We start from the raw sequence: 22831 nt of genomic DNA on the forward strand, positions 1-22831 counted from the left end.
TGCGGATGACATCGGTCATGACGGGGATCAGACCGGACGGAGCAGGATGTGCTTCTTCTTGCCGGACGAGACCTTCAAAACACCGTCCCGCAGGTCGTCGAGCGTGAAGGTCTGGTTCTCATCCGAGACCACCACGTCATTGACGCGACCGCCGCCGCCACGGATCAGGCGACGTGCTTCGCCACCACTGGCGGCGAGACCGGCTTCCTGAAAGACGCGGAACGCGGGCAGGCCTTCGGCGATCAGGTTGGCGGGCAGGTCGATTTCCGGCAGGGCAGCCTGTGTGGAGCCCTGCTCGAAGACGCGGCGGGCCGTCTCGGCGGCTTCTTCGGCAGCGGCGCGGCCGTGGCAGATGGCGGTGGCTTCGGTCGCGAGGATCTTCTTGGCCTCGTTGATCTCCGAGCCTTCGAGCGCGCCCAGGCGTTCACATTCCTCAACGGGAAGATCCGTGAAGAACTTGAGGAAGCGGCCGACATCGGCGTCTTCGGTGTTGCGCCAGAACTGCCAGTATTCAAAGACCGGCAGCTTTTCCGGACGCACCCAGGTCGCGCCCTTGGCGGACTTGCCCATCTTCGCACCCGAGGACGTGGTGACGAGCGGGGTGGTCAGGCCGAAGATCTGCTTGCCGTCCGTGCGACGCGTCAGATCGATGCCGGAGACGATGTTGCCCCACTGGTCCGACCCGCCCATCTGCAGGACGGCGCCGTGGCGGCGGTTCAGTTCGCGGAAATCATAGGACTGGAGGATGGAGTAGTTGAACTCCAGGAAGGTCAGGCCCTGTTCGCGTTCCAGACGCTGGCGCACGCTGTCGAAGCCCAGCATCCGGCTGACCGAGAAATGCACGCCCACATCCTGCAGCAGGTTGATGTAGGAGAGCTTGTCCAGCCAGTCGGCATTGTTGGCGAGGATGGCGCCGCTGGACGGGTCTTCATCGCTGAAGGTGATGAACTGGCGCAGGGATTTTTCGATCCCGGCGATGTTGTGCGCGATCGTCTCGTTCGTGATGAGGGAGCGGGCCTCGTCGCGGAAGGACGGGTCGCCGATCTTGGCCGTGCCGCCGCCCATCAGGGCGATCGGGCGATGGCCGTGCTTCTGGAGCAGGCGCAGCGCCATGATGGAGAGCGCATTGCCGACATGCAGGGAGTCCGCCGTGGGGTCGAAACCCACATAGGCGGTGATCGGTCCGGCCAGCATGGCCTCGTCGAGGGCGTCGAGGTCGGTGCACTGGAAGATCAGGCCGCGGGCCTGGGCTTCGAGGAGGAACGGACTCTTTGGCATGGGTCGGTCTTGCTACGCTGCTACAGGGAAGGAAAGGACGCGGACCCTAGCATGACCGGCGCCGGAGCGGAAACTCCGGCAGCAGCCATGGCGGTGGGCTAGGTGCTCATTCCGTTTCGTAAGGCCAGTCGGTGCGGGCCATGCGGGACGGGACGACGAAGAAGCAGAGTGCGCCGAGGGCAGCGAAGGCCAGTGCGACCGGCCCGAAGATGCGGCTGCCCAGAATGAACGGATTGCAGAATTGCAGCACGAAGGCGGGCGCGACGGTTGCTGCAACGATGACACCCTGCGGAGGCTGCTTCATGACGAGGAAGGGCAGCGGGCAGCAGAACGTCACGCCCAAGGTGGCAACCAGAAGTTCTGCGGCGTCCAGCAGGGCATGCGAGGGCGCGAGCGGCTTGAACAGGGTGACCGGCAGCATGAGGCTCAGCGTGCGGAGCGGGGCCGTCATGAAAACCCTGTTGGCCTTGGCGGTGAAAACCGCCCGCACGAAGTCCAGCCGGCTACCGAAGCGACCCGTTGTCAGAAGCAGCGGCCAGTGTTTGCGGTTGCTGATCCAGGCGTCCTGCAGGGCGATCAGGATGGTCATGCCGGGAGTCAGATGCGCGATCCGGTTGCCGAAACTGCCATGTCCGAGCGGCAGGCTCCCCATGATCAGGACCGCGCAGGCGGGCATGAACAGGCTGGTCAGGAGATCGTTGCGCAGATTGGTCGGCGTGGCGGGAGCGAGGAGCATCTGCCGTAACTGGTAGAAGCTGAGATCCCGCGGGGCGACACGGGGCGTCGTTTCGGGAAGTGCAAAATCCGGGGCCGAGGCAGTGAAGCCGTCCGTGGGGGCCATCATCGCCGGGGAATGCAGACGGTTCGGCAGCGTCATGATGGCGGCCGTCAGCAGTCCCATCATGGCGAGATCGGCCGGGACGGTCAGCAGGGCGGGGCGTGTGAGGGCCCAGAGCGGAAAATCGGTGGCGAAGGTCAGGAGCATCAGGCCGAGCAGCAGGCCGACGCCAATGACCGCCGTGATGCCTTTGATCTTGCGGGATGCCTGCTGCGGCGGGGCATACCATTGGATGACGGCCGGCACGGTATTGAGAAGCGTGTAGAACAGCGTGTCATGCAGGGGCAGGCCGCTCCAGGCGAGCAGGCCGGAAAGGGCGAGGATGGCCACCATGGACATCAGGGCTGCCGCGCGGGCCTCGGCCTGGAGCAGGCCGGGGATGGCGGGGGCCTGGGATGCGCCGATCTGGTTGCCGGAATGGGTCTGAAGGCAGTTCTGCACAAAGGTTGCGGCGATGGCCGCGTTGAAGACATTGGCGTGTTTGAGCGCCTTTTCCAGACTCTGGGTCAGGAGGGCGGTGTGCAGTTCATGAGCCGTCAGGCCCGCCAGTAGGATGAAGATCACCGCCGTGAAGATCATCGGGTTGCCAACGAGGAAAACGCGCGTTCCGTACAGCCGCAGGGCGCGGATCATGTCGCTGCGTTCCAGGGCGCCCGAGGGCAGGAAGCTCCTCATGCCGCGGCGTCCGGGGTTTCGGTGGGGGTGCGGGGCGCCGTGATTTCCAGGAAGGCGTCTTCGAAATCCGGGATGACCGTCAGGGTACCTTCGGGAAGGATCAGGTCTCCGGTCCAGCCATGCACCAGCAGCGCATCGGGACGCTGGCCGAGGATCTGGAGATCGGCGGGCAGGGCGGCGAGGAGCCGGTCGGGCGTAGGATGTTCGAGCCAGCGCGTGGTAGCGCGGAAGGTCTCGGTCGGGACGTCGAGCACGACATGTCCCTGTCGGACGAAGAGCAGGCGTGAGCACAGGCGTTCGAGATCGGACAGGATATGCGACGAGATCAGGATGCTGGCGCCGGTCCGCTGCGTGTAGGTATCGAGCAGGTTCATGAAATCGCGCCGGGCATGGGGGTCCAGACTGGCGACGGGTTCGTCCAGAACCAGAAACTCGGGGTTGTGACGCATGGCGAGCACGATGGCCAGACGCTGTTTCTGGCCGCCCGACAGGGAGCGCACCTGCTTTTTGGGGTCGAGGTCGGCCCAGGCAATCAGGGCTGGATCCACAGGGGGAAGTTCCCCGTAAAACGCCGCGATGTAGTCCATGAGCTGGGCGACGCGGAAGCTGCCGAAACCGGTCATGGTCTGGGGCACGAAACCGGTCCGCGCCCGGATTTCGCGGGGGAGGGCCGCGATGCTGTGACCGAAAATGTCGATGCTGCCGCCATCCGCGAGCAGGAAGCCCATGAGGCATCCGATCAGCGTGGATTTGCCCGCCCCGTTGCGTCCCAGAAGGGCTACGGTTTCGCCCTGCGCGATGGAGAAGGAGACGTCATCCAGCGCCCGGAAGCTCCCGAAGCTCTTGGTGAGGTGCGAGACCTCCACAGGCAGGGATGAGGCGGCGGCGGGGTGCAGAATGTTTCGGTCTTGCATGAAATATCCGGTTACATATTTGTCTGGACGGAGCAAGGGATTGTGCAGCCCGAATCAAAAAAGGCTCTCCGGAAGGGAGAGCCATTTTTGAAGTGTCTGACGGGGCGGATGTCCCGGATCAGTCTGCGGCCAGAGCCAGCGCTTTGCGGCCACGCATCGTGTTCACGTGGTCTTCGAGGGCTTCGGCAACCCGGTCGGCCTGCTTGGCGAAGATGTGGTCGGCGTCTTCGAAGATGCGATAGTCGACGGTCACGTTCTTCTGGGTGTTCAGCTTGTCCACCAGCTTGCGGATGCCCGGTTCGGGAGCCATTTCGTCCCGGCCGCCGGCAATCATCAGGCCGCTGCATGGACAGGGGGCCAGAAAGCCGAAATCGTAGTCGTTGGCCGGCGGGGCCACGCTGATCCAGCCGCTGATCTCGGGGCGGCGCATCAGGAGCTGCATGCCCACGAAGGCACCGAAGGAATAGCCCGAGATCCACAGTTCCGTGGAGTTCGGATTGACCATCTGCATCCAGTCGAGGGCTGCCGCTGCATCGGAAATCTCGCCGATACCGCCATCGTAACGGCCCTGGGACCGGCCCACGCCACGCGAATTGTAGCGCATCACCGAGAAGCCCATCTTCTCGAAGCTGCGATACATCGTATAGGTGATACGGTTGTTCATGGTGCCGCCGTGGAGCGGATGGGGATGCAGCACCAGGGCAAGCGGAGCGTTGGGTTCGCTGGAGTGGTGGTAACGACCCTCAAGCCGGCCGTCGGGGCCGGCGAACATCACTTCAGGCATGAATACTCTCGCACTGTGTCAGGCAGGATTGGAACTCTGCCGTCCGGTGACGCAGTGTATATCGATTCGCAAAACCCGATTTCCACCAAAATCGACACGGCGTTGCGATTTCCGCCAGTTTGTCCAATCTGGAAAACATGATGACTGCACTCAAGACCGTCTCCGGGACGACCTATCTGGATGCCAACGCCACTGAGCCTCTGCGCCCCTGCGCGAAGGAGGCGGCGCTGGAGGGGATGATGCTGTCCGGAAACCCGTCTTCGGTGCATGCCGAGGGACGGGAAGCGCGGCGGTTTCTGGAGGATGCCCGCAGCCGGGTTGCAGCGGGTTTCGGGCGGATTTCCGGCACCTGCGTGTTTACATCCGGGGCGACGGAAGCCGATGCGATGGCGGTTCATGCTTTCGGACAGGAACGCCGAATTTTTGTTGGGTCTACGGAACATGATGCCGTTCTCAAGGCCGCGCCGGGGGCTGAAATCCTGCCCGTGAACAGGGACGGGATTCTGGACGTGGAACACCTGCGCGCGCGGTTGCAGGAGACTGGTCCGGCGCTGGTCTGCGTGATGTCCGCGAATAACGAGACGGGGGTGCTTTCGCCGCTGGAGGACGTGCTGGCGGTGTGTCGCGACTCGGGAGCACATCTGCATGTTGATGCCGTGCAGAGCGCGGGGCGGGTGCCGTTTGTGCTGGACGGATGCAGTGTTGCGGTGTCCGGGCACAAGATGGGTGGGCCAAAAGGGGCGGGCGCGCTGCTGCTGGCGGAAGACGAGCCCATGGACGCGTTGGTGGCTGGTGGCGGTCAGGAGCGGGGACGCCGGGGCGGGACGCAGGCCCTGCCAGCCATTCTGGGAATGGCGGCGGCGTTCGATGCGGCGCGTGCGCAGGACTGGGCTCCGGTGCAGCGTCTTCGGGATCGTGTCGAAGCGGCTGCGAAAAATGTTGGCGCGCGAGTTGCGGGTGAGACTGTGGCGCGGTTGCCGAATACGAGCTGCCTGATTCTGGATGGTGTGGCGGCGCAGGTTCAGCTCATGGCGCTGGATCTGGCCGGATTCTGCGTCTCGGCGGGGTCGGCCTGTTCGTCGGGGAAGGTGTCGTCCTCTCATGTCCTGCGAGCGATGGGGGAGACGGAGGGCGCGTCGCAGGCCATTCGTGTTTCGCTGCCCTGGAATGTGCAGGAGGCCCAGGTCGAGGCGTTCTGTGAGGCCTATGAGGCGATGGCGCGGCGTCTGCGGAAATGAGACGGGCAAAGGGGCAGCGGGCATGATCTATCTCGATTATCTTTCAACGACGCCGTGTGATCCGGCAGTCTTGAAAGCCATGCTGCCCTGGTTCGGGGAAGATTTCGGTAATCCGCACAGTCCGCATGGGCCCGGGCGGAAGGCGGCGGCAGCCGTGGAGCGGGCGCGGGAGAGCGTGGCGCGGCTTCTGGGCGTGGAGGCTCGGGAGATCGTGTTCACGTCTGGTGCGACGGAGGCCAACAATCTCGCCATCAAGGGGGCTGCGCGGCATCTGGCGCGGCTGGGCGATCCGCGGCGTCGGATTGTCACGGTGGCGACGGAGCATAAATGCGTTCTGGAATCGGTGCGTGATCTGGAAAGCGACGGCTTTGAAGCGGTCGTGCTGGGTGTGGACGGCGAGGGACGGGTTGATCCCGAAGCCCTGCGGGAGGCGCTGAAAGTGCCGACGCTTCTGGTCAGCATCATGGCGGCGAATAACGAGACCGGGGTGTTGCAGGATATTCCGCAGCTTGCGGCGATTGTGAAGGAGAACGGGGCGCTGATGCATGTCGATCTGGCGCAGATGGCGGGGAAGATGCCGGTATCGCTGCGGGATGTGGATCTGGCGTCCGTCTCCGCTCACAAGATGTATGGTCCCAAGGGGATCGGCGCACTTTATGTCCGGAGAAAGCCGCGTGTCCGGCTGGAGCCGCTGTTTTCCGGGGGCGGTCAGGAGCGGGGGCTTCGGTCCGGGACGCTGCCGACGCCGCTGGTCGTGGGGTTCGGGGAGGCTGCGGATCTGGCGGCTGCGGGCCTGGGTGATGAGGCGGCGCGTCAGGTTTTTCTGCGGGATGATCTGTGGGCGCAGCTTCGCGAAGGTCTGCCGGGGATTGCGCTGAACGGAGCCGGGGCGCCGCGTCTGGCGGGGGCATTGAATGTCTGTCTGCCGGACGGAGTCCGGGCGCTGGACGTTCTTGAAGCCTGTCCGGATGTCGCCGCTTCGACCGGATCGGCCTGCACGGCGGCGGAGATTGCGCCGTCCTATGTCTTGACGGCGATGGGACTTTCTGCGGAGAAGGCGTCCCGGTGCTTGCGCCTGTCGGTCGGACGCTCTACCTCCAAGGCCGATATTGACCGTGCGGCCTCTCTTTTGATCGCAGCTGCCCGGGCGTGCCAACCCAACTGAAACCGGAAAAAGCGGACGAACTATGCCCAAGATGACCTTTATCGAGCGTGATGGAACCCGTCGTGACGTTGACGCGCCCGTCGGCCTGTCGGTGCTGGAAATCGCACACAAGCACGACATTGACCTGGAAGGCGCCTGCGAAGGTTCGCTGGCCTGCGCGACCTGCCATGTGGTTGTCGATCCGGAATGGGCCGCCAAGCTGAGCGCGCCGACCGATGACGAGGAAGACATGCTCGACCTGGCGTTCGGTCTGGAAAAGACGTCCCGTCTGGGCTGCCAGATCGTCATGACGGACGCGCTTGATGGCCTGACCGTCCGCCTGCCGAAGGCGGGCTGAGCATCATGCGGATCCTCGTTGCCATGTCGGGAGGCGTGGACAGTTCCGTAGTGGCCGCGCTGCTCAAACGGCAGGGCCACGAGGTGATTGGCGCGACACTCCAACTCTACGACCACGGACAGGCCGCCAAGCCGGGCGCGTGCTGTGCGGGGCGTGACATCATGGATGCGCGCGCTGTGGCGGACCGTCTGGGCTTTCCGCACTATGTGATTGATGCGGAAAGCCGGTTTCGCGACAGCGTGGTTGAGAGTTTTGCCGATGCCTATGCGCGCGGCGAGACCCCGGTTCCCTGCGTGGCCTGCAATCAGGGCGTGAAGTTCACGGACCTTCTGGGCATGGCGCGGGATCTGGGCTGCGAGGCCATGGCGACCGGGCATTACGTTCGCCGTGTTGAAGGGCCGGAGGGTGTGGAAATGCATCGTCCCGTCGATGCGGAACGGGACCAGACCTGGTTCCTGTTCGCGACGACGAAAGACCAGCTCGATTATCTGCGCTTTCCGCTGGGCGAGATGCCGGACAAGGCGCATGTCCGGGCGCTCGCACAGGAACTGGGGCTGGAAATCGCGGCCAAGCCGGACAGTCAGGACATTTGCTTCGTACCCAGTGGCTCCTATGCCGAACTGGTCGAGAAGCTGCGTCCGGAAGTGCGTGGCGAGGGCGAGATCGTGGACGAAGACGGCCGCGTCCTTGGCCGTCATGAAGGTGTGGCGCGCTACACGGTCGGGCAGAGCAAGCGTCTGGGTGACATCCACACCGCGACCGGCGAGCGCCAGATGGTGACGCGCATTGATGTGCCGAAGCGGCGCATTGTGGTCGGGCCGCGCGTGCAGGCTTCGGAAGCCGACAGCCGCCGGACCGTGCGTCTGCGGGATATGAACTGGCTGATCGACGCGCCGGCGGAAGGCGTGCGCTGTGGTGTGCAGATCCGGGCGCGGGAGAAGCTGCGCGAGGCTGTCGTGAAGCCGCTGGAGAATGGTGGTGCGCTGGTGGAACTGACCGAGGCTGCCATGCCGGCGCCGGGTCAGGCCTGTGTGCTGTATGATGGAAGCCGCGTGCTGGGTGGTGGCTTTATTACTGCGGGAGACGCCTGATGGCTGGGGTGCTGCTTCTGGGATCGCGCCGGTATTCATCCTGGTCGCTGCGGGGCTGGCTGGCGGTGCGTCTGGCCGGGCTGGATGTGACGGAAGAGGTCATCCCGCTCAAGGGTGGGGGCCAGACGACCGAAATCCATGCGCGTTCGCCCAACCGGCTGGTGCCGTATCTGACGCATGACGGAGCGGATGTCTGGGAAAGTCTGGCCATCTGCGAATACTGCGCGGAAATTGCGCCCTCGCTGTGGCCTGAAGACCGGATCGTGCGGGCCCATGCCCAGAGCATCAGTGCGCAGATGCATGCCGGTTTCCGCCCGATCCGCCAGAACTGCTCTATGGATGTGGAGCGCGTTCCGGCCCCTCTGCCGGAAATCAGCGAGGAACTGGCGGCCGATGTGGCGCTGCTGAGTCGTACGCTTAAGGGCGCGCTTCTGCGCTCGGGCCAGCCGACACCGTTCCTGTTCGGGGAGCGGATGACGGTGGCGGACTGTATGTATGCGCCGATCGCCATCCGGATTCATACGTTTGAACTGGATGTTGATCCGGTCGTGAAAACCTGGGTGCGGACGATGCTCGATCATCCGCTGATGCGGGAATGGTACGAACTGGCAGCGGCTGAACCGGCGGAGTGGCGTCTGGTCTACTGACGTTCAGTGGGCGCGCTCAGTGGTGAGCGAAGCTCATGCCGGTCTGAAGGGCGGTTCTGAGGACTTCGCCCCAGATATTGCCGTTGCCTCCCATGCCACCACCCTGATGACCCCGGACAGTGTAACCGGAATCATCGTCATTGGCGGCGGCTGCCATGTCGGCAGGCGAGGAATGCGAGGCACAGGCTGAAAGCAGAACGAAAACGGCCGCGGCGCAGGTTTTTTTCACGGGGACCGGTTCCTCCTGTTTCCCTGCCGGAAAGAATGCGTCCTGTCCTCATGACTGTCATGTCAGGAACCGTAAGGAAGCGTAATCGTGCCGGCTGCGGGATGGAAACCTGCGCCGTTCTGTAACGCTCTATGTCTGTAACGGGCATGAGGCTTCAGGAATGAGTGCGGCGGACAGTCACGAAACGGATGCGAAAACGCAGGCGCGCAGCGCGGGCCTGCACTATGTGGACCGGTCCATGCCGGGGATCACGCGTCGCCGGGCCGGGCGCGGTTTTGCGTTTTATGCACCCGATGGCAGCCATATCGTGGACCCTGGGATTATCGCCCGCATTCGCCGTCTGGCTATTCCGCCGGCTTATCGGAATGTCTGGATCTGCCCTGATCCGAAGGGACATCTTCAGGCTGTGGGTGAGGATGCGCGTGGACGGCTGCAATACCGCTATCACCCGCTGTGGCAGGGTGTGCGGGACGAGGGCAAGTTCGGGCACATGCTGGTTTTTGGTGAAAAACTGCCGCTTCTGCGGGAGCGCGTGGATCAGGACCTGCGGCGGCACGGGCTGGACCGGGAGCGGGTGCTGGCCGCCATTGTCCGTCTCATGGAACGCACGATGGCCCGTATTGGCAATGATCGATACGCCAAGGAAAACCGCAGCTACGGGCTGACGACCCTGCGCCATCGTCATGCGACAGTGCACGGGCGGCATCTCACGCTCGATTTTCGCGCCAAACACGGGATCGAGCAGCATCTCGAACTGGACGATCCCCGACTGGCCCGTGTTGTGTCCCGCCTTGAAGACCTGCCGGGACAGCGTCTGTTCCAGTATGTCGATGCGGAAGGCGTTCGGCATGACATTCATTCGCAGGATGTGAATGCCTATCTTCAGGACATTACTGGGGCAGACATCACGGCTAAGGACTTCCGGACCTGGGCCGCAACACAGCTTGCGGCTGTCACGCTCTGCGCGTTCAGCCAGTACGATACGAAAGCCAGGGCGAAGAAGCAGCTTGTTGAGGCTGTGAAATCCGTGGCGGCGAAGCTTGGCAATACACCAGCAGTCTGCAAGCGGAGCTACATCAATCCCTGTATTCTGGACGGGTATCTGGATGGCAGTCTGCGAAAAGCGTTCAAAAGCCGGGCGCAGGACGTTCTGGATCATGAAGGCTATGGGCTGACGGCGGAGGAAGCGGCCGTTGCGGGGTTCCTTGCCAGCCGTTTACCCGATCTAAAATCCGGCCCGTCATCCTGACGCCGCTGACATATCCACAAGAGGAGTCCTGACGTGTTTCAACCTGATCGCCGTTCTGTTCTTCGTGGCGCTGCTGCTGCTTTCCTGAGCGGAGCGGTGGCACGCGCTGCGACGCGTGAGCCGCATCCGGCTGATGTCATAACGCAGCCGGTCCGTGATTTCGGCCCGCATGCCCCGCCAGCTTTCGTACCGGATCCGGACATTCTGACGCTGGATACGTCTTTCAGCGATCTGGTGTTCAAGAACGGCAACATCGAACGCGTCTGGAGCGGTGGTGGCTGGCTGGAAGGGCCGGCCTGGGTCAGTGAAGGGCGGTTCCTGCTCCTGTCCGATACGGTGCGCAGCACGCAGTACCGGTTTTTGCCGGACGAGAATTTGATGACGACCTATCGGAAGGAGAGCTTCAACAGTAACGGCAATACCGTGGATCCGCAGGGACGTATCCTGACCTGCGAGCATGGTCTGCGCCGTGTCATCCGCTGGGAGCAGGACGGGACCTGCACGGTGCTGGCGGATAAGTTTGAGGGGCAGGGGCTGAATTCCCCCAACGATATCATCGTCAATCCGGTGGATGGGAGCATTCTGTTCACCGATCCGGCCTATGGGGACTGTCTGGCGGAAGGCCATCCGGATGCTCCGGGTGGGCGGGCCAACCGGGACGGCAAACTGCACTGGAATATCGGTACCGAAGCCACGACCCAGTTCGGCAGTGCAAAGCGTCAGGCTGACCATACCTTCCGTATTGATGGGCAGACTGGCAGGCTTGAATCGGTGCTGAGCGAGGAGCAGGTGCCAGGGCCGAACGGGCTTTGCCTCTCGCCGGATTTCAAAACGCTCTATGTGATTTCCACAGCGCCCGATCCCGGCCTGACCGGGCCGGGCGGGGACCGGAAGATCCGGGCGTTCGACATGGTCAATGGTCGCCCGCAGAACGGCCGCGTGTTCTGCGACATGACGCTGGAAGGGCAGAGGCTGGTGCCGGATGGCATGAAGGCGGATGTGTTCGGCAATCTGTGGTGCGGGGCCACGGGGCCGTATGGTCTGTGCGGTGTGTTCTGCTACAGCCCGGGCGGGAAGCTGCTGGGGCGGATCCGGTTGCCGCATGGGGTGTCGAACCTGACATTTGGTGGGCTCAAGCGGAATGAGCTCTACATGTGCGCGGCGGGGAGCCTGTACCGTGTCATGCTGAACACTCAGGGCGCGGCATTGTGTTGAATTTTCCCTGTCGGGGAATGGATCACGGCGGTTTTCACAAGAAACTCCGGGGGGCTGTTGGCAGTTAAGCAGGCTGGATCTGTTCGCCTGCGGTTCGTCACGCTGTAAGGCGCTGCCGGAGCGGACATCGGGGAGGAAAACGCGGACATGAACTCTCTGGGGCTGTTTGCTCTGCTGCTGGCTGTGGCAACACTGCTCGGAATCATCAATTACCGGACCCTGAAACTGCCGCTGACCATCGGGATCCTGCTGATCTCGATGCTCATCTCCCTGATTGTCATGATCCTGAACCCGCTGTTTCCGGGCTACGACCTGCAACAGGTCCCGCAGTCCCTGCTGGGAACGATCAATCTGCCCCGGACGCTGCTCGATGGGGCGCTGTCCTTCCTGCTGTTTGCGGGAGCGATGCAGGTCGATCTGGGCCTGCTGCTGTCGCGCGGGAAATCGGTTGCGGCGCTGGCCATTCTGGGGACGTCCCTGGCCGTGGGGCTGCTGGCGGTTCCGGCGTGGCTCATCTTTCCCGTGTTTGGACTGGCGGTCCCCTTCAGCTGGTGCGTGCTGCTCGGAGCGATGCTGGCGCCGACCGATCCGGTTTCAGTTGTGGGCATGTTGCGGCGGCTGGGGCTGCCGCCGGCTTTGCAGGCGACATTCGCGGGTGAAAGCCTGTTCAATGATGGTGTGGGTGTCGTCATTTTCGGGACCATGATCGGACTGGCGACCGGAGAGACGAGTTCCGTCTCGATCGGGGATTTCGTGCTGCGCTTTCTGGTCGAGGCTGTGGGCGGCGGTCTGCTGGGCGCCTTCACGGGCTGGCTGACCCTGCTGCTGCTGCGGGGCGTGGAGGACACGCAGATCGATCTTCTGGGTTCTCTGGCGCTGGCGACGGGGACATACAGCCTGGCAAACGGGCTGCACATGTCCGGGCCGATTGCGGTCGTGGTGGCGGGCATGAGTCTTGCGGGCAAGGCGGGTCATCGGGCCATCACGCAGAAATCTCGCGAGGAAATGGTGGTGTTCTGGAACCTGATCGATGAGATCCTGAACGCGCTGCTGTTCCTGCTGATCGGGTTCGAGCTTCTGGAAATCCGGCTTCACCTGGCGCCGCTCCTGACGATGCTGGTGGTCATCCCGCTTTCGGTTCTGGTGCGGGGAGCGAGTGTTTTCCTCTCCACCATGCCCGTGCATCTTCAACCCGGAGAGCGGGGTCGTGCTCTGGGCGTTTTGACCTGGGGCGGGTTGCGGGGAGGCATTTCCGTCGCGCTGGCTCTGGGGCTGCCGGCCGGGGAACTGCGCGAGACGCTGCTTCCGGTCTGCTATGGGGTCGTGGTCTTCACGATCATTGTTCAGGGGCTGACGATGGGGCGGGTGGTGCGCTGGCTTTATCCCGAGACGGCTCCGCCATCCTGAAGCGCCATTTCCGCAAAAGGTGTTTGGCTGCCTCTGTGGGTTCTGCCGGGGTGCTGTGATAGATTCGGAAAACAGACGGTTCTGTTGGAGTATTTTGCAGATGGTAGGCTTGAGGCATTTCAGGGGTTTCACGATGGCGACGGCGCTGGTGGCAGGGCTTGTCGTGCCTCAGCTGGCATCTGCCACGCCGTTTGCGGGTCAGAAGGCGTGCTGGGATTCAAACGTGGGCGAGGACCCGCGTCCTGAAATCAGCTGTCAGAGCCTGTCGCCCGAGTTCCTGCGCAAGCTGGAACATGCGACCCCGGCTCAGGTGAGCAAACTGTTTGCCGTTCCTGGAAAAGACGGAAAACCGACCTATTTCGAAGGCGTGGGCAAGATTCCGGGCTTTCACAACGGGTATGTCGACCTGGTCTATAGCAAGGGGCATGTGACGAGCGTGAGCGCGGTGACGACCGAGTTCCAGAACAACGGCATGGCAGGCCCGGAAATGGATTTCCGCTGGGATGCCGTAAAGGGCGAATGCTCGGATTTCCCCGGCTCAACCCAGCGCTGCAATGCGGTTGAATAAGCGCGGGGTAATGATCTGCTCTGCTGTCATCCGGCCTTTAGCGTGAAAATGAAGGCTTCTTGGCTTCAGGAGCACAAAAATCATTTCAATCAGTTCTGAAAGGTGGTGCGAGCTGCGGGACTCGAACCTAGTGTTGCGGGATGCGTCCCACAGCCAACCACTTGAAAAGATGTCGAAAAATCCGACGCCAGTCTTTCCATGACCAAATCTAAGCCCATTCTCTGGCAAACATTCTGGCAAGGCAAGCCTCTCCTGAGAGTGGATTTTTCTTGCAGAGCGATGGATATCTAAAATAGATATATGTTTATCCATAAGGGGAGGGTGTCATGCAGGTCTCAAAATGGGGAAACAGCCTTGCGGTACGTATTCCAGCCCATATCGTCAGGCAGTTGGGTTTGCAGGAAGGCGATAATGTTGAGGCGGTCTTTTCTCGTCTCAAAAGCCATGAAGAGGCTTTGCAGTCTCTGAAAACGATAGGCCGTAAATTACCCAAGGATTTTCGCTTTGAGCGTCCTCAGGACTGAGCATGTCCATTTTTCTCGACACCAATATCCTGCTCTATGCCTGCATGGAGCAGGACGTAGAGAAAACGCGCATTGCCGTGGCGCTTCTAAGTCAATCGGACTGCCATATCTCGGTTCAGTCCCTGAACGAGATGACGAATACGCTGCGCCGTAAGACGAAACTGTCTTTGGATGATATCGGGGAACTTGTTTCTGACATCAGAAGTCTGACCACGGTGCATGACCTGACAACAGGCGTTTATGCACGAGGTTGGGCGATTGTGCGTCGCTATGGCTTGCAGACCTATGACAGCATGATCCTGGCCTGTGCCATTGAAAACGGCCTCGAAACAGTTCTGTCAGAAGATATGCAGGATGGTCTGTCAGTGTTCGATATGACCGTTATCCGGAACCCGTTTGCGCCTGCACAGGCTGCCGGATAAGCCAGAAATTCTCTGGGCATTTATAGTCCAGTGTATTTTTGGAAGAGTGTAGGGTCCCTCATATTATCTCAAGAGGGCGCAAATCCCTGTACACCGACCTGAAGTGTGAAAAGAGATCCAGCCGCGCACATAAAGAGGTGGTCACGTTTTGGACCACCAAAGGTCAGGTTGGAGCAGCCTTGAGGGAGCCTGATCCGTCCAATCAGCTTTCCTGCCGGATTGAAAACCATTACGCCGCACAAGCCGAGAGGGCCGGAGGCTCCACACCACAGATTTCCAAAAACGTCTATGCGGATGCCGTCCGGGTTCATCTGTGCGCCATTGAGCTGCATATTGGTGAAAATACGCCCATTGCTCAGGACGCTGCCATTAACATCATAAACGTGAATGGCCTGGTCTCCTCCAACTGTCTGACCGGGACCCTTGGGTGTGGAAACGAGGTAGAGCTTTTTATAATCCGTTGAAAAACACAGGCCGTTCGGGTCACGAATATCTTTTTCCTGAAGGATAGATGTGAGCGTTCCGTCTGGAGCAATTCGAAACACATTGTCAGCCTGACGCTTTGTGCCACCAATTTCGCCAATGAGTTCGCGCCCGATATTCCAGCGAATTTTTCCGTCTGGATTTGTCGGTCCTCCCGGTGCGTCAGGATGGCCTTCGGTCAGGTTCGTGCCGTAGCCTGGGTCGGTGAACCAGACACTTCCATCTGGATGGGGTACGACATCATTGGGAGAGTTCAGGCCCTGTCCATTATATCGGTCGGCAAGAACTTTGACGCTTCCATCATGTTCCCAACGGACCACACGTCGGAAAAAGTCCTCGCAGACAATGAGGCGTCCCGTGAAATCGAAACAGTTACCGTTTGCAGCATAACTGTCAGGACGAAAGTCTGAAATCGCGCCTGTTTCCCACGTATAACGCAGGGCACGGGAACGGATGACGTCGTTTAAAACTAGAAAGCGCCCTTCGTTACTCCAGGCCGGTCCTTCCAGCCAGCCACCCTGGTCCCATACGCGACGGATGGGAGATGCAAAATAGGTCAGGTCTTTAAAGGACGGGTCGAGAGTGATGACATCCGGGTCCGGCACATAGCTGGGGCCTGCCTGTGTTCCCCATGCCCGCGGGGGCTGACTGACGACGCTCGGAGGTGAAACGCTGCCTGGAACGCTGGCGGCTCGGACACTGCTGAAGCCCAGAAGGGAAATTCCTGCGACGCCGCTTAGAACGCTGCGTCGCGTGAGGTATTTTTCGGATTGGGTTGGTGCCTGAAGCGAAAGGTGGTCAGTCATGAAATTTTCCTCGGGTCATCCGTGTATTTTCATGAATTGCGGCGCAGAGAGAAATCAACATCGCGTAATTAAAAGAAAATATCTCTATGGTTATTCCAATATTTTTAGAGGCAGTGAGTTCCAAACGTCATTTTTAATAAAAACCCGGAGAACGATGCATTGGCTCGAGTGAAATAAAATAATTACAATTTTCTTCTCTCTTATTCTGAAATCCGATTTCTGAATTGCTATCCTGTTCTATGAGGCCTTCTGTCCTGAGCCAGCAGTGTCAAACGGCTACCCAAGGGTAACCATTCGACAGCCGGCAAGGGGGAATGCTTCCCCCGTTGACCCCTAGACCAGGACGCCCCGCCATGCCTGAGATCCCATCCTTATCCCGTACCCGGTCCTCCCGCCTGTCTGTCCGGGCATCCCCTGATGAGCTTGAACGCTGGACCCAGACCGCCCGGTTTCTTGGTCATGCCACGACTGCTGACTGGGTCCGTACTCTGTTGCAGGATGCGGTCCTGTCGCATCGTTATGGCGGAACCGTCGATATAGAGATCCGGAAGTTGCGGGGCGAGCTGGGGCGCATCGGCAACAACCTGAATCAGCTCGTTCATGCGGCCCATCTCGGGAAGGCCGTTGCCTGTGGTGACACGTTGCAGGAAATTGACTGCCTGAAGGACCGGACCGATAGCCTGTTGCGCAGTCTGCGTTCCGGGCGCCCCCGTCGGCTTCGATCTGCTTCCGTTGCTGTCATGCACTGAACCGGCACTCAGGTCTTCGCAGGTGCGACGCCATGATTGTGCAAGAAAGCCGGATCAAGACCAGGAGCGGATATCAGGCTGTCTCAAGGCATGTCCTGTCCGGCCCGAAGAATGAAGCCATTCGCATTCTTTCCGGGAGCGATTACCTGCTGAAAGACTGGATGAAAGAGGCGAGGCGGGAAAACATCCGGTACGGCCTACGTCATATTGCCTTCAATCCATCCGAATACATGAGTGATGGGCAACTGACCCACTTCGCCAACCAGATCTGTCGGGAACTGGGCGCTGACCCCGAGCGCCTAACACTGGTCATCCATCAAAAGGATGGCGGCACACATGGCCACCTGCTTCTTCCTGAATGGCAGGACGATCATGTTCTCAGCAGCAGGTTTACATGGCAGCGCCTGGAAAAGCTGGCACGGCTGGAAGAACTGCGGTTGGGTCACGCTCTCGTCTCTGGGCGCCATGATAAAGCAATCGCAAGGGCCTTGAGGGAAGCCGGAAATCCTGAGGCGGCGGACAGGATTGCTGCTCTAGCTCCGGAAGACAATGCTGCACGACCAGTCTCGGCTTACACATCGCAGGCCCGGAGGATGACGGAGCGGCAGGACTTCGACCTGCCTGCGGCCAGACACGAGATCATGACGTTCTGGGAGAAGTCCGGAAATAACCTGAAGACGTTCCGCCAACTGCTGGCCACGAAAAACTGGCGCATGCGATCGGGAGACCGGACAGATCGGCGACGGAAAGCCCATGTCATCGAAACAGCGGATGGCGTGTTAATCGGGTCATTCACACGACTGACCAAAGTTCGCATGAAAGATTTTCGTCTTCTGCTGGAAGAAGAGGCTTCCAGACCATCACCTGTGGATCTTCGACCTGTCGTCAAACGTCTGGAACGACTGGAAAGCTGGCACCAGCAGCGGGAAGAGCGGAAACATGCAGAAAAAGACCTGATCTGGGCTCCGCCAGCCTCATTGTCCGCGCTGGACCGGCAAAAGCTCCAAGAGCATGCACAGAGGGAAGTGAATACTCTCCGAAAGCGCCTACCTCCCATCGGCTCACCTCGACACCCGGAACAGTTCAGCGAGGGATTCCAGATTTATCTGAAAGACTGGAAACAGGAGATGCAGGCTGCCCGAACCGTCCTGAATGCCCGACATCCGCTGGAACGGCGCTACGGGCCGGAAAGTTCTCTTGATATCCAGACCGATTGCATCCTGCGGATGATGAAAGAAGGGTGGTTAAAACTGAAGCAGGCCCATCAGGCCGTTGCCCAGGCGCGACAGAGACTGGATGAGCTGGAAGCCCGGAAAAGCCTGTTCCCTCGGAAGAGCAGGATATCTGAGGCGGAGGAACAGTACCGCCAGGCGCTGGCCCAGCTGGCCGAGATCCTGCGGTATCTCGTACAGTTCATTCTTTATCATCTGGAACTGAGCAGCCAGAAACCTGACCCGCTCCAGATCCCGTTTCCCACAGAGCGGGAAACGACATGGCAGGATTATCTGCAAGACCGACGCGAGTTGCTCCAGACCCTACTCAACGAGAAAACCCGTCGCGTCTGGATCAAAGATCACTGCCGTGAGGCGGAACACAAACGGGCCCAGATTATTGCACAATGGCATGCGGACCGTGTGACGCACTGTGATCAGGCGCAGCAGATCATTGCCCGGCTTGAGCAACTGGCGCGGCTTCCACGCCAGCTTCCCGAGAATATTCGCTTTGCGGTCAGGGATCTGAAACGACAAGGGCAGTTCCAGGTGGCATTGAGGGAACTGGATCATTTTTACGACAGGAATACTCCTGTCTCTCTTCCGTCCGATCATCGTGCTGATGCCAATCGATCGCCTCAGCCAAGGGTGTTACAAGAGATGGCTTCCCGTAGGTCCTCTCTATCTCCATAGGAAATGGGTAAGCATTCGACTGCTTTCGCTCTCAAGGCAGACATCCACGCTGTTGTGAGGGGCCTCCAAAAGCCGACCTTGCTAAGAGAAGGGTAATAGACCAATTTTGGGGCATTGTGCTCGGTCGGTCTCTGAGCGCGATAGCTTCGATTATGGGGGGGCGTGTCAACATAGCTGCCCTTCAAGGCTCAGGCTGCCGCATTAAAAATTTACCCTAAATTCATCGATCAACGGCTTGAGATGAACGACCAGAAATAGCGCATTCACAATCCTTGCAATGTATTATCTCTGTGCCAATATTGTATGGAACAACTGTGCCGGGGCAGATGCGCGACATCGAGGATACCATCAAAGCTGGTGAGCGTAATCGCGACACGATGGTGCTCGTAAGTAATTATTGCGCGAGTGCACGTGTCGAGAAGTTCGGCGGAACAGGGATGATCGAACAGGCTACGGGCCTGCCGATAGGACATCACGGCATGCGCTGCGATTTCGCACCTGAAGGCGGAATGGCATGCTGGGATCTTCGCGACGCTGTCATCGATTTCTACGATAGGAATTGCATCAGTTGCCAGCACCGTCAGCCCCTACGGCTGCCGAACCTGCTTGAGATCATTGCTGAGCGCGACCGTGCACGCGCCGCCCGAGAGGCACGCGACGCATTGGACGCTGAGCTGGCGGCAAAAGCACTTGAGGCAAGGAACGCGGTCCGCGCGCTCCTTGCCCCAAACCTTGGTGCGATCGCCCTTACTTTGCTTGACGATATCGGCCTGTTTGACGCCCATCGCACTGCGGAAAATTTCGAACGTGTAACCCAGAGCGCGCGGCTCGCACCCGAGCATTTCACTCCCGAACTGGTGGTATATGTTTCCGAATTGGCGAAGGACCAACCCTGGTTCGCCGAGGCGGCACTTATCATCCTTGATGCCGTCGGTGCCGATGACGCCGCAATAGTCACTCTGGCAACTACGATACTTCATCGGGGACATACGGTTCGCTCCGCAGTGGAGAAGCTCCTGCCACGCATTCATGTGGTTTCTGCCGACGTCATCCCTGACATTGTCGACTCCGCCATTAACCTTGCCGATCCCGACGACCGTGATTTTTTCCATGGCGGTAGTGAGCAGCGCATGTCACGCGATTCCGCGTTTCTCGTGGCATTGCATCAATACTTTCCCAGTGAAGTGATCGCAGCGATTGAGTGCATGCTTTTGAGTGGCAAGCGGGCGTTGGTCGAGCGTGCCGGCCGCGGTTTGCATGCGTTGAGGGGCTCAAACGCGAAGGTTGCGGCGCCCATTTTGCGAACCTTGATGTCAGTCTATGTCCGCGCCCCATCGCTGGTGAGCGACCTGAAAGACGATGACGACCGGCTTCCCGATCTGGCCAAAGCCATGAATGATGCGTTCGATGCCTTGCCACAAGAGGTCGATAGACTGCTCCAATCGCTTTACGAGGGAGCGCCACCCTCCCACCGCGCACGGGTCATGATGGCATACGCGCTCGCCGTCCGTGTCGGATACAATGAGCCGCCAGTCCCGGCCACATCGCCGCGCCATTCCCTCGCACTCCCTCGTCTTATCTGGGCGACCACAGTCGAGCGTGACGATAAGGTTCTCGAAGAAGTGACATCGGCGTTTCGCGCAGGTTCGAGGGGGTTGGAGCTTGTGGTTCGAGAGCAGCTCGATGCGTTCGTCGGCGCACTCTTTCTGCTGGATGACCGACTGGCGGAACTGGACGCCGAAAAAGGGCAGCCCGGAGATGATTTTCTGGCTACCATGGAGCGCAGGAATAGGCGTTCTATGATGCGCGGACTGATAGATGAATTTGTCGAATGGGCAAGTAAGGCGGCGGCGGGTGACAATGCATCGGTGGCCAAGATCGTTGGCATGTTCGACACCATTCCGGATGGGCGCGACAATCTTCGTGGCGCGTTGCTAGGCGCGACGAAGGCGCTTTCCGGCGATCTTGCCGGATTGAAGCTGGTGTTGCCACACCTTTATACTGCTCTCGTCGGATCATCAGTGCTGGGCCGATCTTATGCGGCAACCGCCGTCGGCGAACTCCCATATCGGAGCAGGACGAATATTCCTGATCTCCTGTTCGAAGCGTTTGGCGCCTTGTTGTGGGATCAATATGTCACCGTCCATAAGGCAGCGGTGAATGCCTTCCAGCGCGCAACCCTGCCCGAGCAGTTTCGGCCTAACGCAGCCCTAGCGATCCTGAACCTGATTCATTATTATCGAGTCCAGTCGAACGAGGACCAGTTCCTTGCAAAATGCGTTCGCATTCTGTCCGGTATGGTTGATCTCTTTGGCGAAGGAAACGCAAAAATTAGGCGCTATCTGATCGAAGTCGCAATGGGCATCGAGCCGCTATTTCTGAGCTCCGATATACAGTCGTTGTCCTATAGCCTTGGTTCCGAGCCTGAGTTTGCCAAGCTCGCCGCGCGCATGATCCCGCATCTTGCCGATCGGCACAATCAGTCCGATGCGGCTATGAACCTCCTGGGCCAAGTGAGTCCTGATGGTTTCAGGACCAGCGCTCAGGCCTTTCATGATGCAGCGATTACAGTGCTGAATGACGACCTTAAGACATCACTTGGCATTGTAGACGCGTTTCTTCGAACGAATATGCTCGACGAGGCTGATGCTCTCGTGACCGCGCTTCTGGAAAATAATGGTGACACGATAAGAATGCGACGTCGTAGGACGTTGCTGCGCTGGCCGCAGCTCGCCCTGCGTTTCGAGCGTGCTGTTTCTGCTCGGGATATGGACGCGATTGGGGAAACAGGTCGCGCCTGGAGCGAGGCCGCTGCAGTCGACACACAGGATCGGGAGGATGAGCGTGAACGTCGTGCTCGCTCAGGCCTACCCTTCTAGGATCGCCGCGATCGAAGCGATCGCCGTTTATCCGGACACTGCAGGCGGCGATGAATTGCGCGCTCGGGCCGAAGACGTGTTGTCTGCTGCGCAGCTTTTCGGATCAGCAACCGCAGCGCAGGACTGGCAAGCGTTCGCGTTCTCACTCAAAATCTTGGGTCTTCTCGCTGACTGGAGTGAGGCGGTGCATAACGCAGCGGTTGATGCTGATCGGTTTCTTCGTGCGGGTCGGCTTCAATATCGCACCTTCGCCGCCGATGCTAATCACTCGGCCTATGGATTGGCGCTCGTTGCTGCGCTTGCCCCGATCAATGACGATCTCGACGTCTCTTCGGTGCCGGCGCTACGTGGCGCGGTTGCACAACGGGAAATGCCCGTCGCCATCTTCGGCATCAAGAAGCGCAATTTCGAACCGCTCACGGCTGACGGGGTGTCTGCCAAGTCTGAAGAGATCGCCGTTGCTTTTCTAGAGTTCATGATCGACGGAAAGCCCGCAGATACAGTGCATAATCTGAGCACGGGACAGGTTCATGATCTAGATCTGACCATTCGGGTTTCGAAGTGGCCCGAATACGCCGAACGGCTCGTGATAGAACCCGTGTCAATCGAGCCTCCCAGCACTTGGGATTTTCCCCCTTTTGAGTTCTTGAAGCCTCATGGTCCACCGCCCTACGTGTTTCAACGTCAGGGCCGGATGGCTTTGCACGCCTCGCAGGGGTTTAATGCGAGGCCACTTGAATTCCGTTATTCAGCTGAGTTTCAGCCACTACTGAAGTACGACGAAGCGATCGTGCTCGCTGGCCAGCGAACGCTTCGTCTCGATGGTACTGACACATCGCGCCACCCGCTGACCGGTTATAGCGAGTTGGATATGAAAATCATCCAATTGCGTGAGAAGATGCGCCTTGAGCCACTAATTTCGGAAGCCCATGTTCGCGACCTGCTAACGTTGCTTACCCCGGTCGCGAACCTCATGGGCCAGTCGGTGCAGGACAAGCGCTATCCAAAGCCGATCGACGAGGCCATGTTCCAAGCTGATTTTCAGTCCTTTCTGCGCTCCAATACCGTCATTGGCAGTGAGCTTGAGGTTCAAGGTGAGATTGCTGGTGGCAAAGTTGACCTCAGCTTTCGAGGGATTAAGATCGAGCTCAAGTCAGAGCGTTTAAAGAGACTTCTCCCTGATGATTGCAAGAAATTTGCAGAGCAGGCAGCAAGTTACGCAGTTGGAGCAGGCCATCGGATAGCGCTTCTGTGTGTGTTGGACTGCAGCCCAAAGACGACGCCCCCCTTTCCGGTAGCAGATGGACTGACAATCATTACTATCGAATCCGGAACTAGCCCCGTATATGTCGTGAGTTGCTTGTTTCAGGGGGGGCTTGCCCGTCCAAGCGATCTGTCGCGATGAGCCCGCAGGCCTAAAAGACAGAGA

22 protein-coding genes are annotated in these 22831 nt (G+C 59.9%); 15 read left to right on the plus strand and 7 right to left on the minus strand.

Going from position 1 to position 22831, the window contains the following annotated elements:
- Positions 1-27: 27 nt before the first annotated feature.
- The 4 genes from tyrS to GLS_RS07555 form a co-directional block, all read right to left on the minus strand.
- Positions 28-1278, minus strand: coding sequence for a tyrosine--tRNA ligase (tyrS, locus tag GLS_RS07540; RefSeq protein WP_041111757.1), 1251 nt, complete (start codon positions 1276-1278; stop codon positions 28-30).
- 106 nt (positions 1279-1384) lie between these two features.
- Positions 1385-2791, minus strand: coding sequence for a hypothetical protein (locus GLS_RS07545; protein ID WP_041111758.1), 1407 nt, complete (start codon positions 2789-2791; stop codon positions 1385-1387).
- Complete coding sequence (locus tag GLS_RS07550; RefSeq protein ID WP_080691924.1) at positions 2788-3705, minus strand: ABC transporter ATP-binding protein; 918 nt, start codon at positions 3703-3705, stop codon at positions 2788-2790. The genes GLS_RS07545 and GLS_RS07550 overlap by 4 nt, the downstream gene beginning before the upstream one ends.
- A gap of 118 nt (positions 3706-3823) precedes the next feature.
- A complete protein-coding gene (locus GLS_RS07555; RefSeq protein WP_011252909.1) occupies positions 3824-4489 on the minus strand; it encodes an alpha/beta hydrolase in 666 nt (221 codons plus the stop codon).
- 137 nt (positions 4490-4626) lie between these two features.
- Here GLS_RS07555 and GLS_RS07560 point away from each other — a divergent pair, with 137 nt between their 5' ends.
- The 5 genes from GLS_RS07560 to GLS_RS07580 are packed head-to-tail and all read left to right on the plus strand — an operon-like array spanning position 4627 to position 8967.
- Positions 4627-5727: a cysteine desulfurase family protein gene (locus GLS_RS07560; RefSeq protein WP_052327525.1), complete on the plus strand. Its 1101-nt coding sequence runs from the start codon at positions 4627-4629 to the stop codon at positions 5725-5727.
- Positions 5728-5749: 22 nt separating this feature from the next.
- The gene (locus tag GLS_RS07565; RefSeq protein WP_041112772.1) at positions 5750-6892 is read left to right on the plus strand and encodes a cysteine desulfurase family protein; all 1143 of its coding nucleotides are present in this window, start codon (positions 5750-5752) and stop codon (positions 6890-6892) included.
- Positions 6893-6914: 22 nt separating this feature from the next.
- Positions 6915-7229, plus strand: a complete 315-nt coding sequence (locus tag GLS_RS07570; RefSeq protein WP_011252912.1) for a ferredoxin family 2Fe-2S iron-sulfur cluster binding protein — start codon at positions 6915-6917, stop codon at positions 7227-7229.
- A 5-nt stretch (positions 7230-7234) separates the two neighbouring features.
- Complete coding sequence (gene mnmA / locus GLS_RS07575; RefSeq protein WP_041111760.1) at positions 7235-8320, plus strand: tRNA 2-thiouridine(34) synthase MnmA; 1086 nt, start codon at positions 7235-7237, stop codon at positions 8318-8320.
- Complete coding sequence (locus tag GLS_RS07580; RefSeq protein WP_041111761.1) at positions 8320-8967, plus strand: glutathione S-transferase family protein; 648 nt, start codon at positions 8320-8322, stop codon at positions 8965-8967. The genes mnmA and GLS_RS07580 overlap by 1 nt, the downstream gene beginning before the upstream one ends.
- A 16-nt stretch (positions 8968-8983) precedes the next feature.
- On the opposite strand, the gene GLS_RS07585 is transcribed toward GLS_RS07580, so the two are convergent.
- The gene (locus GLS_RS07585; RefSeq protein WP_041111762.1) at positions 8984-9196 is read right to left on the minus strand and encodes a hypothetical protein; all 213 of its coding nucleotides are present in this window, start codon (positions 9194-9196) and stop codon (positions 8984-8986) included.
- A 160-nt stretch (positions 9197-9356) separates the two neighbouring features.
- Between GLS_RS07585 and GLS_RS07590 the strand changes: the two genes are divergently transcribed.
- The 4 genes from GLS_RS07590 (at position 9357) to GLS_RS07605 (ending at position 13635) form a co-directional block, all read left to right on the plus strand.
- The gene (locus tag GLS_RS07590) at positions 9357-10445 is read left to right on the plus strand and encodes a DNA topoisomerase IB (RefSeq protein ID WP_041111763.1); all 1089 of its coding nucleotides are present in this window, start codon (positions 9357-9359) and stop codon (positions 10443-10445) included.
- 33 nt (positions 10446-10478) lie between these two features.
- On the plus strand, positions 10479-11660 hold the full coding sequence (locus tag GLS_RS07595) for an SMP-30/gluconolactonase/LRE family protein (protein ID WP_041111764.1): 1182 nt from the start codon (positions 10479-10481) through the stop codon (positions 11658-11660).
- 147 nt (positions 11661-11807) lie between these two features.
- Positions 11808-13067, plus strand: a complete 1260-nt coding sequence (locus GLS_RS07600; protein WP_041111765.1) for a cation:proton antiporter — start codon at positions 11808-11810, stop codon at positions 13065-13067.
- Between the two features lie 133 nt (positions 13068-13200).
- The gene (locus GLS_RS07605) at positions 13201-13635 is read left to right on the plus strand and encodes a hypothetical protein (protein ID WP_041111766.1); all 435 of its coding nucleotides are present in this window, start codon (positions 13201-13203) and stop codon (positions 13633-13635) included.
- Here the strand turns inward: GLS_RS07605 and GLS_RS13275 are convergent.
- Positions 13606-13947 (minus strand): hypothetical protein, encoded by a 342-nt coding sequence (locus GLS_RS13275; RefSeq protein ID WP_148295908.1) that lies wholly within the window; start codon positions 13945-13947, stop codon positions 13606-13608. The genes GLS_RS07605 and GLS_RS13275 overlap by 30 nt on opposite strands.
- Before the next feature lie 14 nt (positions 13948-13961).
- On the opposite strand from GLS_RS13275, the gene GLS_RS07610 reads away from it, so the two are divergent.
- On the plus strand, positions 13962-14159 hold the full coding sequence (locus GLS_RS07610) for an AbrB/MazE/SpoVT family DNA-binding domain-containing protein (protein WP_008851648.1): 198 nt from the start codon (positions 13962-13964) through the stop codon (positions 14157-14159).
- Between the two features lie 2 nt (positions 14160-14161).
- On the plus strand, positions 14162-14581 hold the full coding sequence (locus tag GLS_RS07615) for a PIN domain-containing protein (RefSeq protein ID WP_041111768.1): 420 nt from the start codon (positions 14162-14164) through the stop codon (positions 14579-14581).
- A 68-nt stretch (positions 14582-14649) separates the two neighbouring features.
- On the opposite strand, the gene GLS_RS07620 is transcribed toward GLS_RS07615, so the two are convergent.
- The gene (locus GLS_RS07620; protein ID WP_041111769.1) at positions 14650-15870 is read right to left on the minus strand and encodes an SMP-30/gluconolactonase/LRE family protein; all 1221 of its coding nucleotides are present in this window, start codon (positions 15868-15870) and stop codon (positions 14650-14652) included.
- A 353-nt stretch (positions 15871-16223) separates the two neighbouring features.
- Between GLS_RS07620 and GLS_RS07625 the strand changes: the two genes are divergently transcribed.
- The 4 genes from GLS_RS07625 (at position 16224) to GLS_RS07640 (ending at position 22807) form a co-directional block, all read left to right on the plus strand.
- Positions 16224-16619, plus strand: coding sequence for a plasmid mobilization protein (locus GLS_RS07625; protein WP_041111771.1), 396 nt, complete (start codon positions 16224-16226; stop codon positions 16617-16619).
- A gap of 32 nt (positions 16620-16651) precedes the next feature.
- Positions 16652-18523, plus strand: coding sequence for a hypothetical protein (locus tag GLS_RS13525; protein ID WP_226986545.1), 1872 nt, complete (start codon positions 16652-16654; stop codon positions 18521-18523).
- A 326-nt stretch (positions 18524-18849) separates the two neighbouring features.
- Complete coding sequence (locus GLS_RS12980; RefSeq protein WP_052327527.1) at positions 18850-21402, plus strand: hypothetical protein; 2553 nt, start codon at positions 18850-18852, stop codon at positions 21400-21402.
- Positions 21362-22807: a hypothetical protein gene (locus GLS_RS07640; RefSeq protein WP_041111772.1), complete on the plus strand. Its 1446-nt coding sequence runs from the start codon at positions 21362-21364 to the stop codon at positions 22805-22807. Before GLS_RS12980 ends, GLS_RS07640 begins: the two co-directional genes overlap by 41 nt.
- The last annotated feature ends 24 nt before the right edge of the window (positions 22808-22831 follow it).

The sequence above is a fragment of the Gluconobacter oxydans DSM 3504 genome (genome assembly GCF_000583855.1).
GTDB lineage: Bacteria > Pseudomonadota > Alphaproteobacteria > Acetobacterales > Acetobacteraceae > Gluconobacter > Gluconobacter oxydans.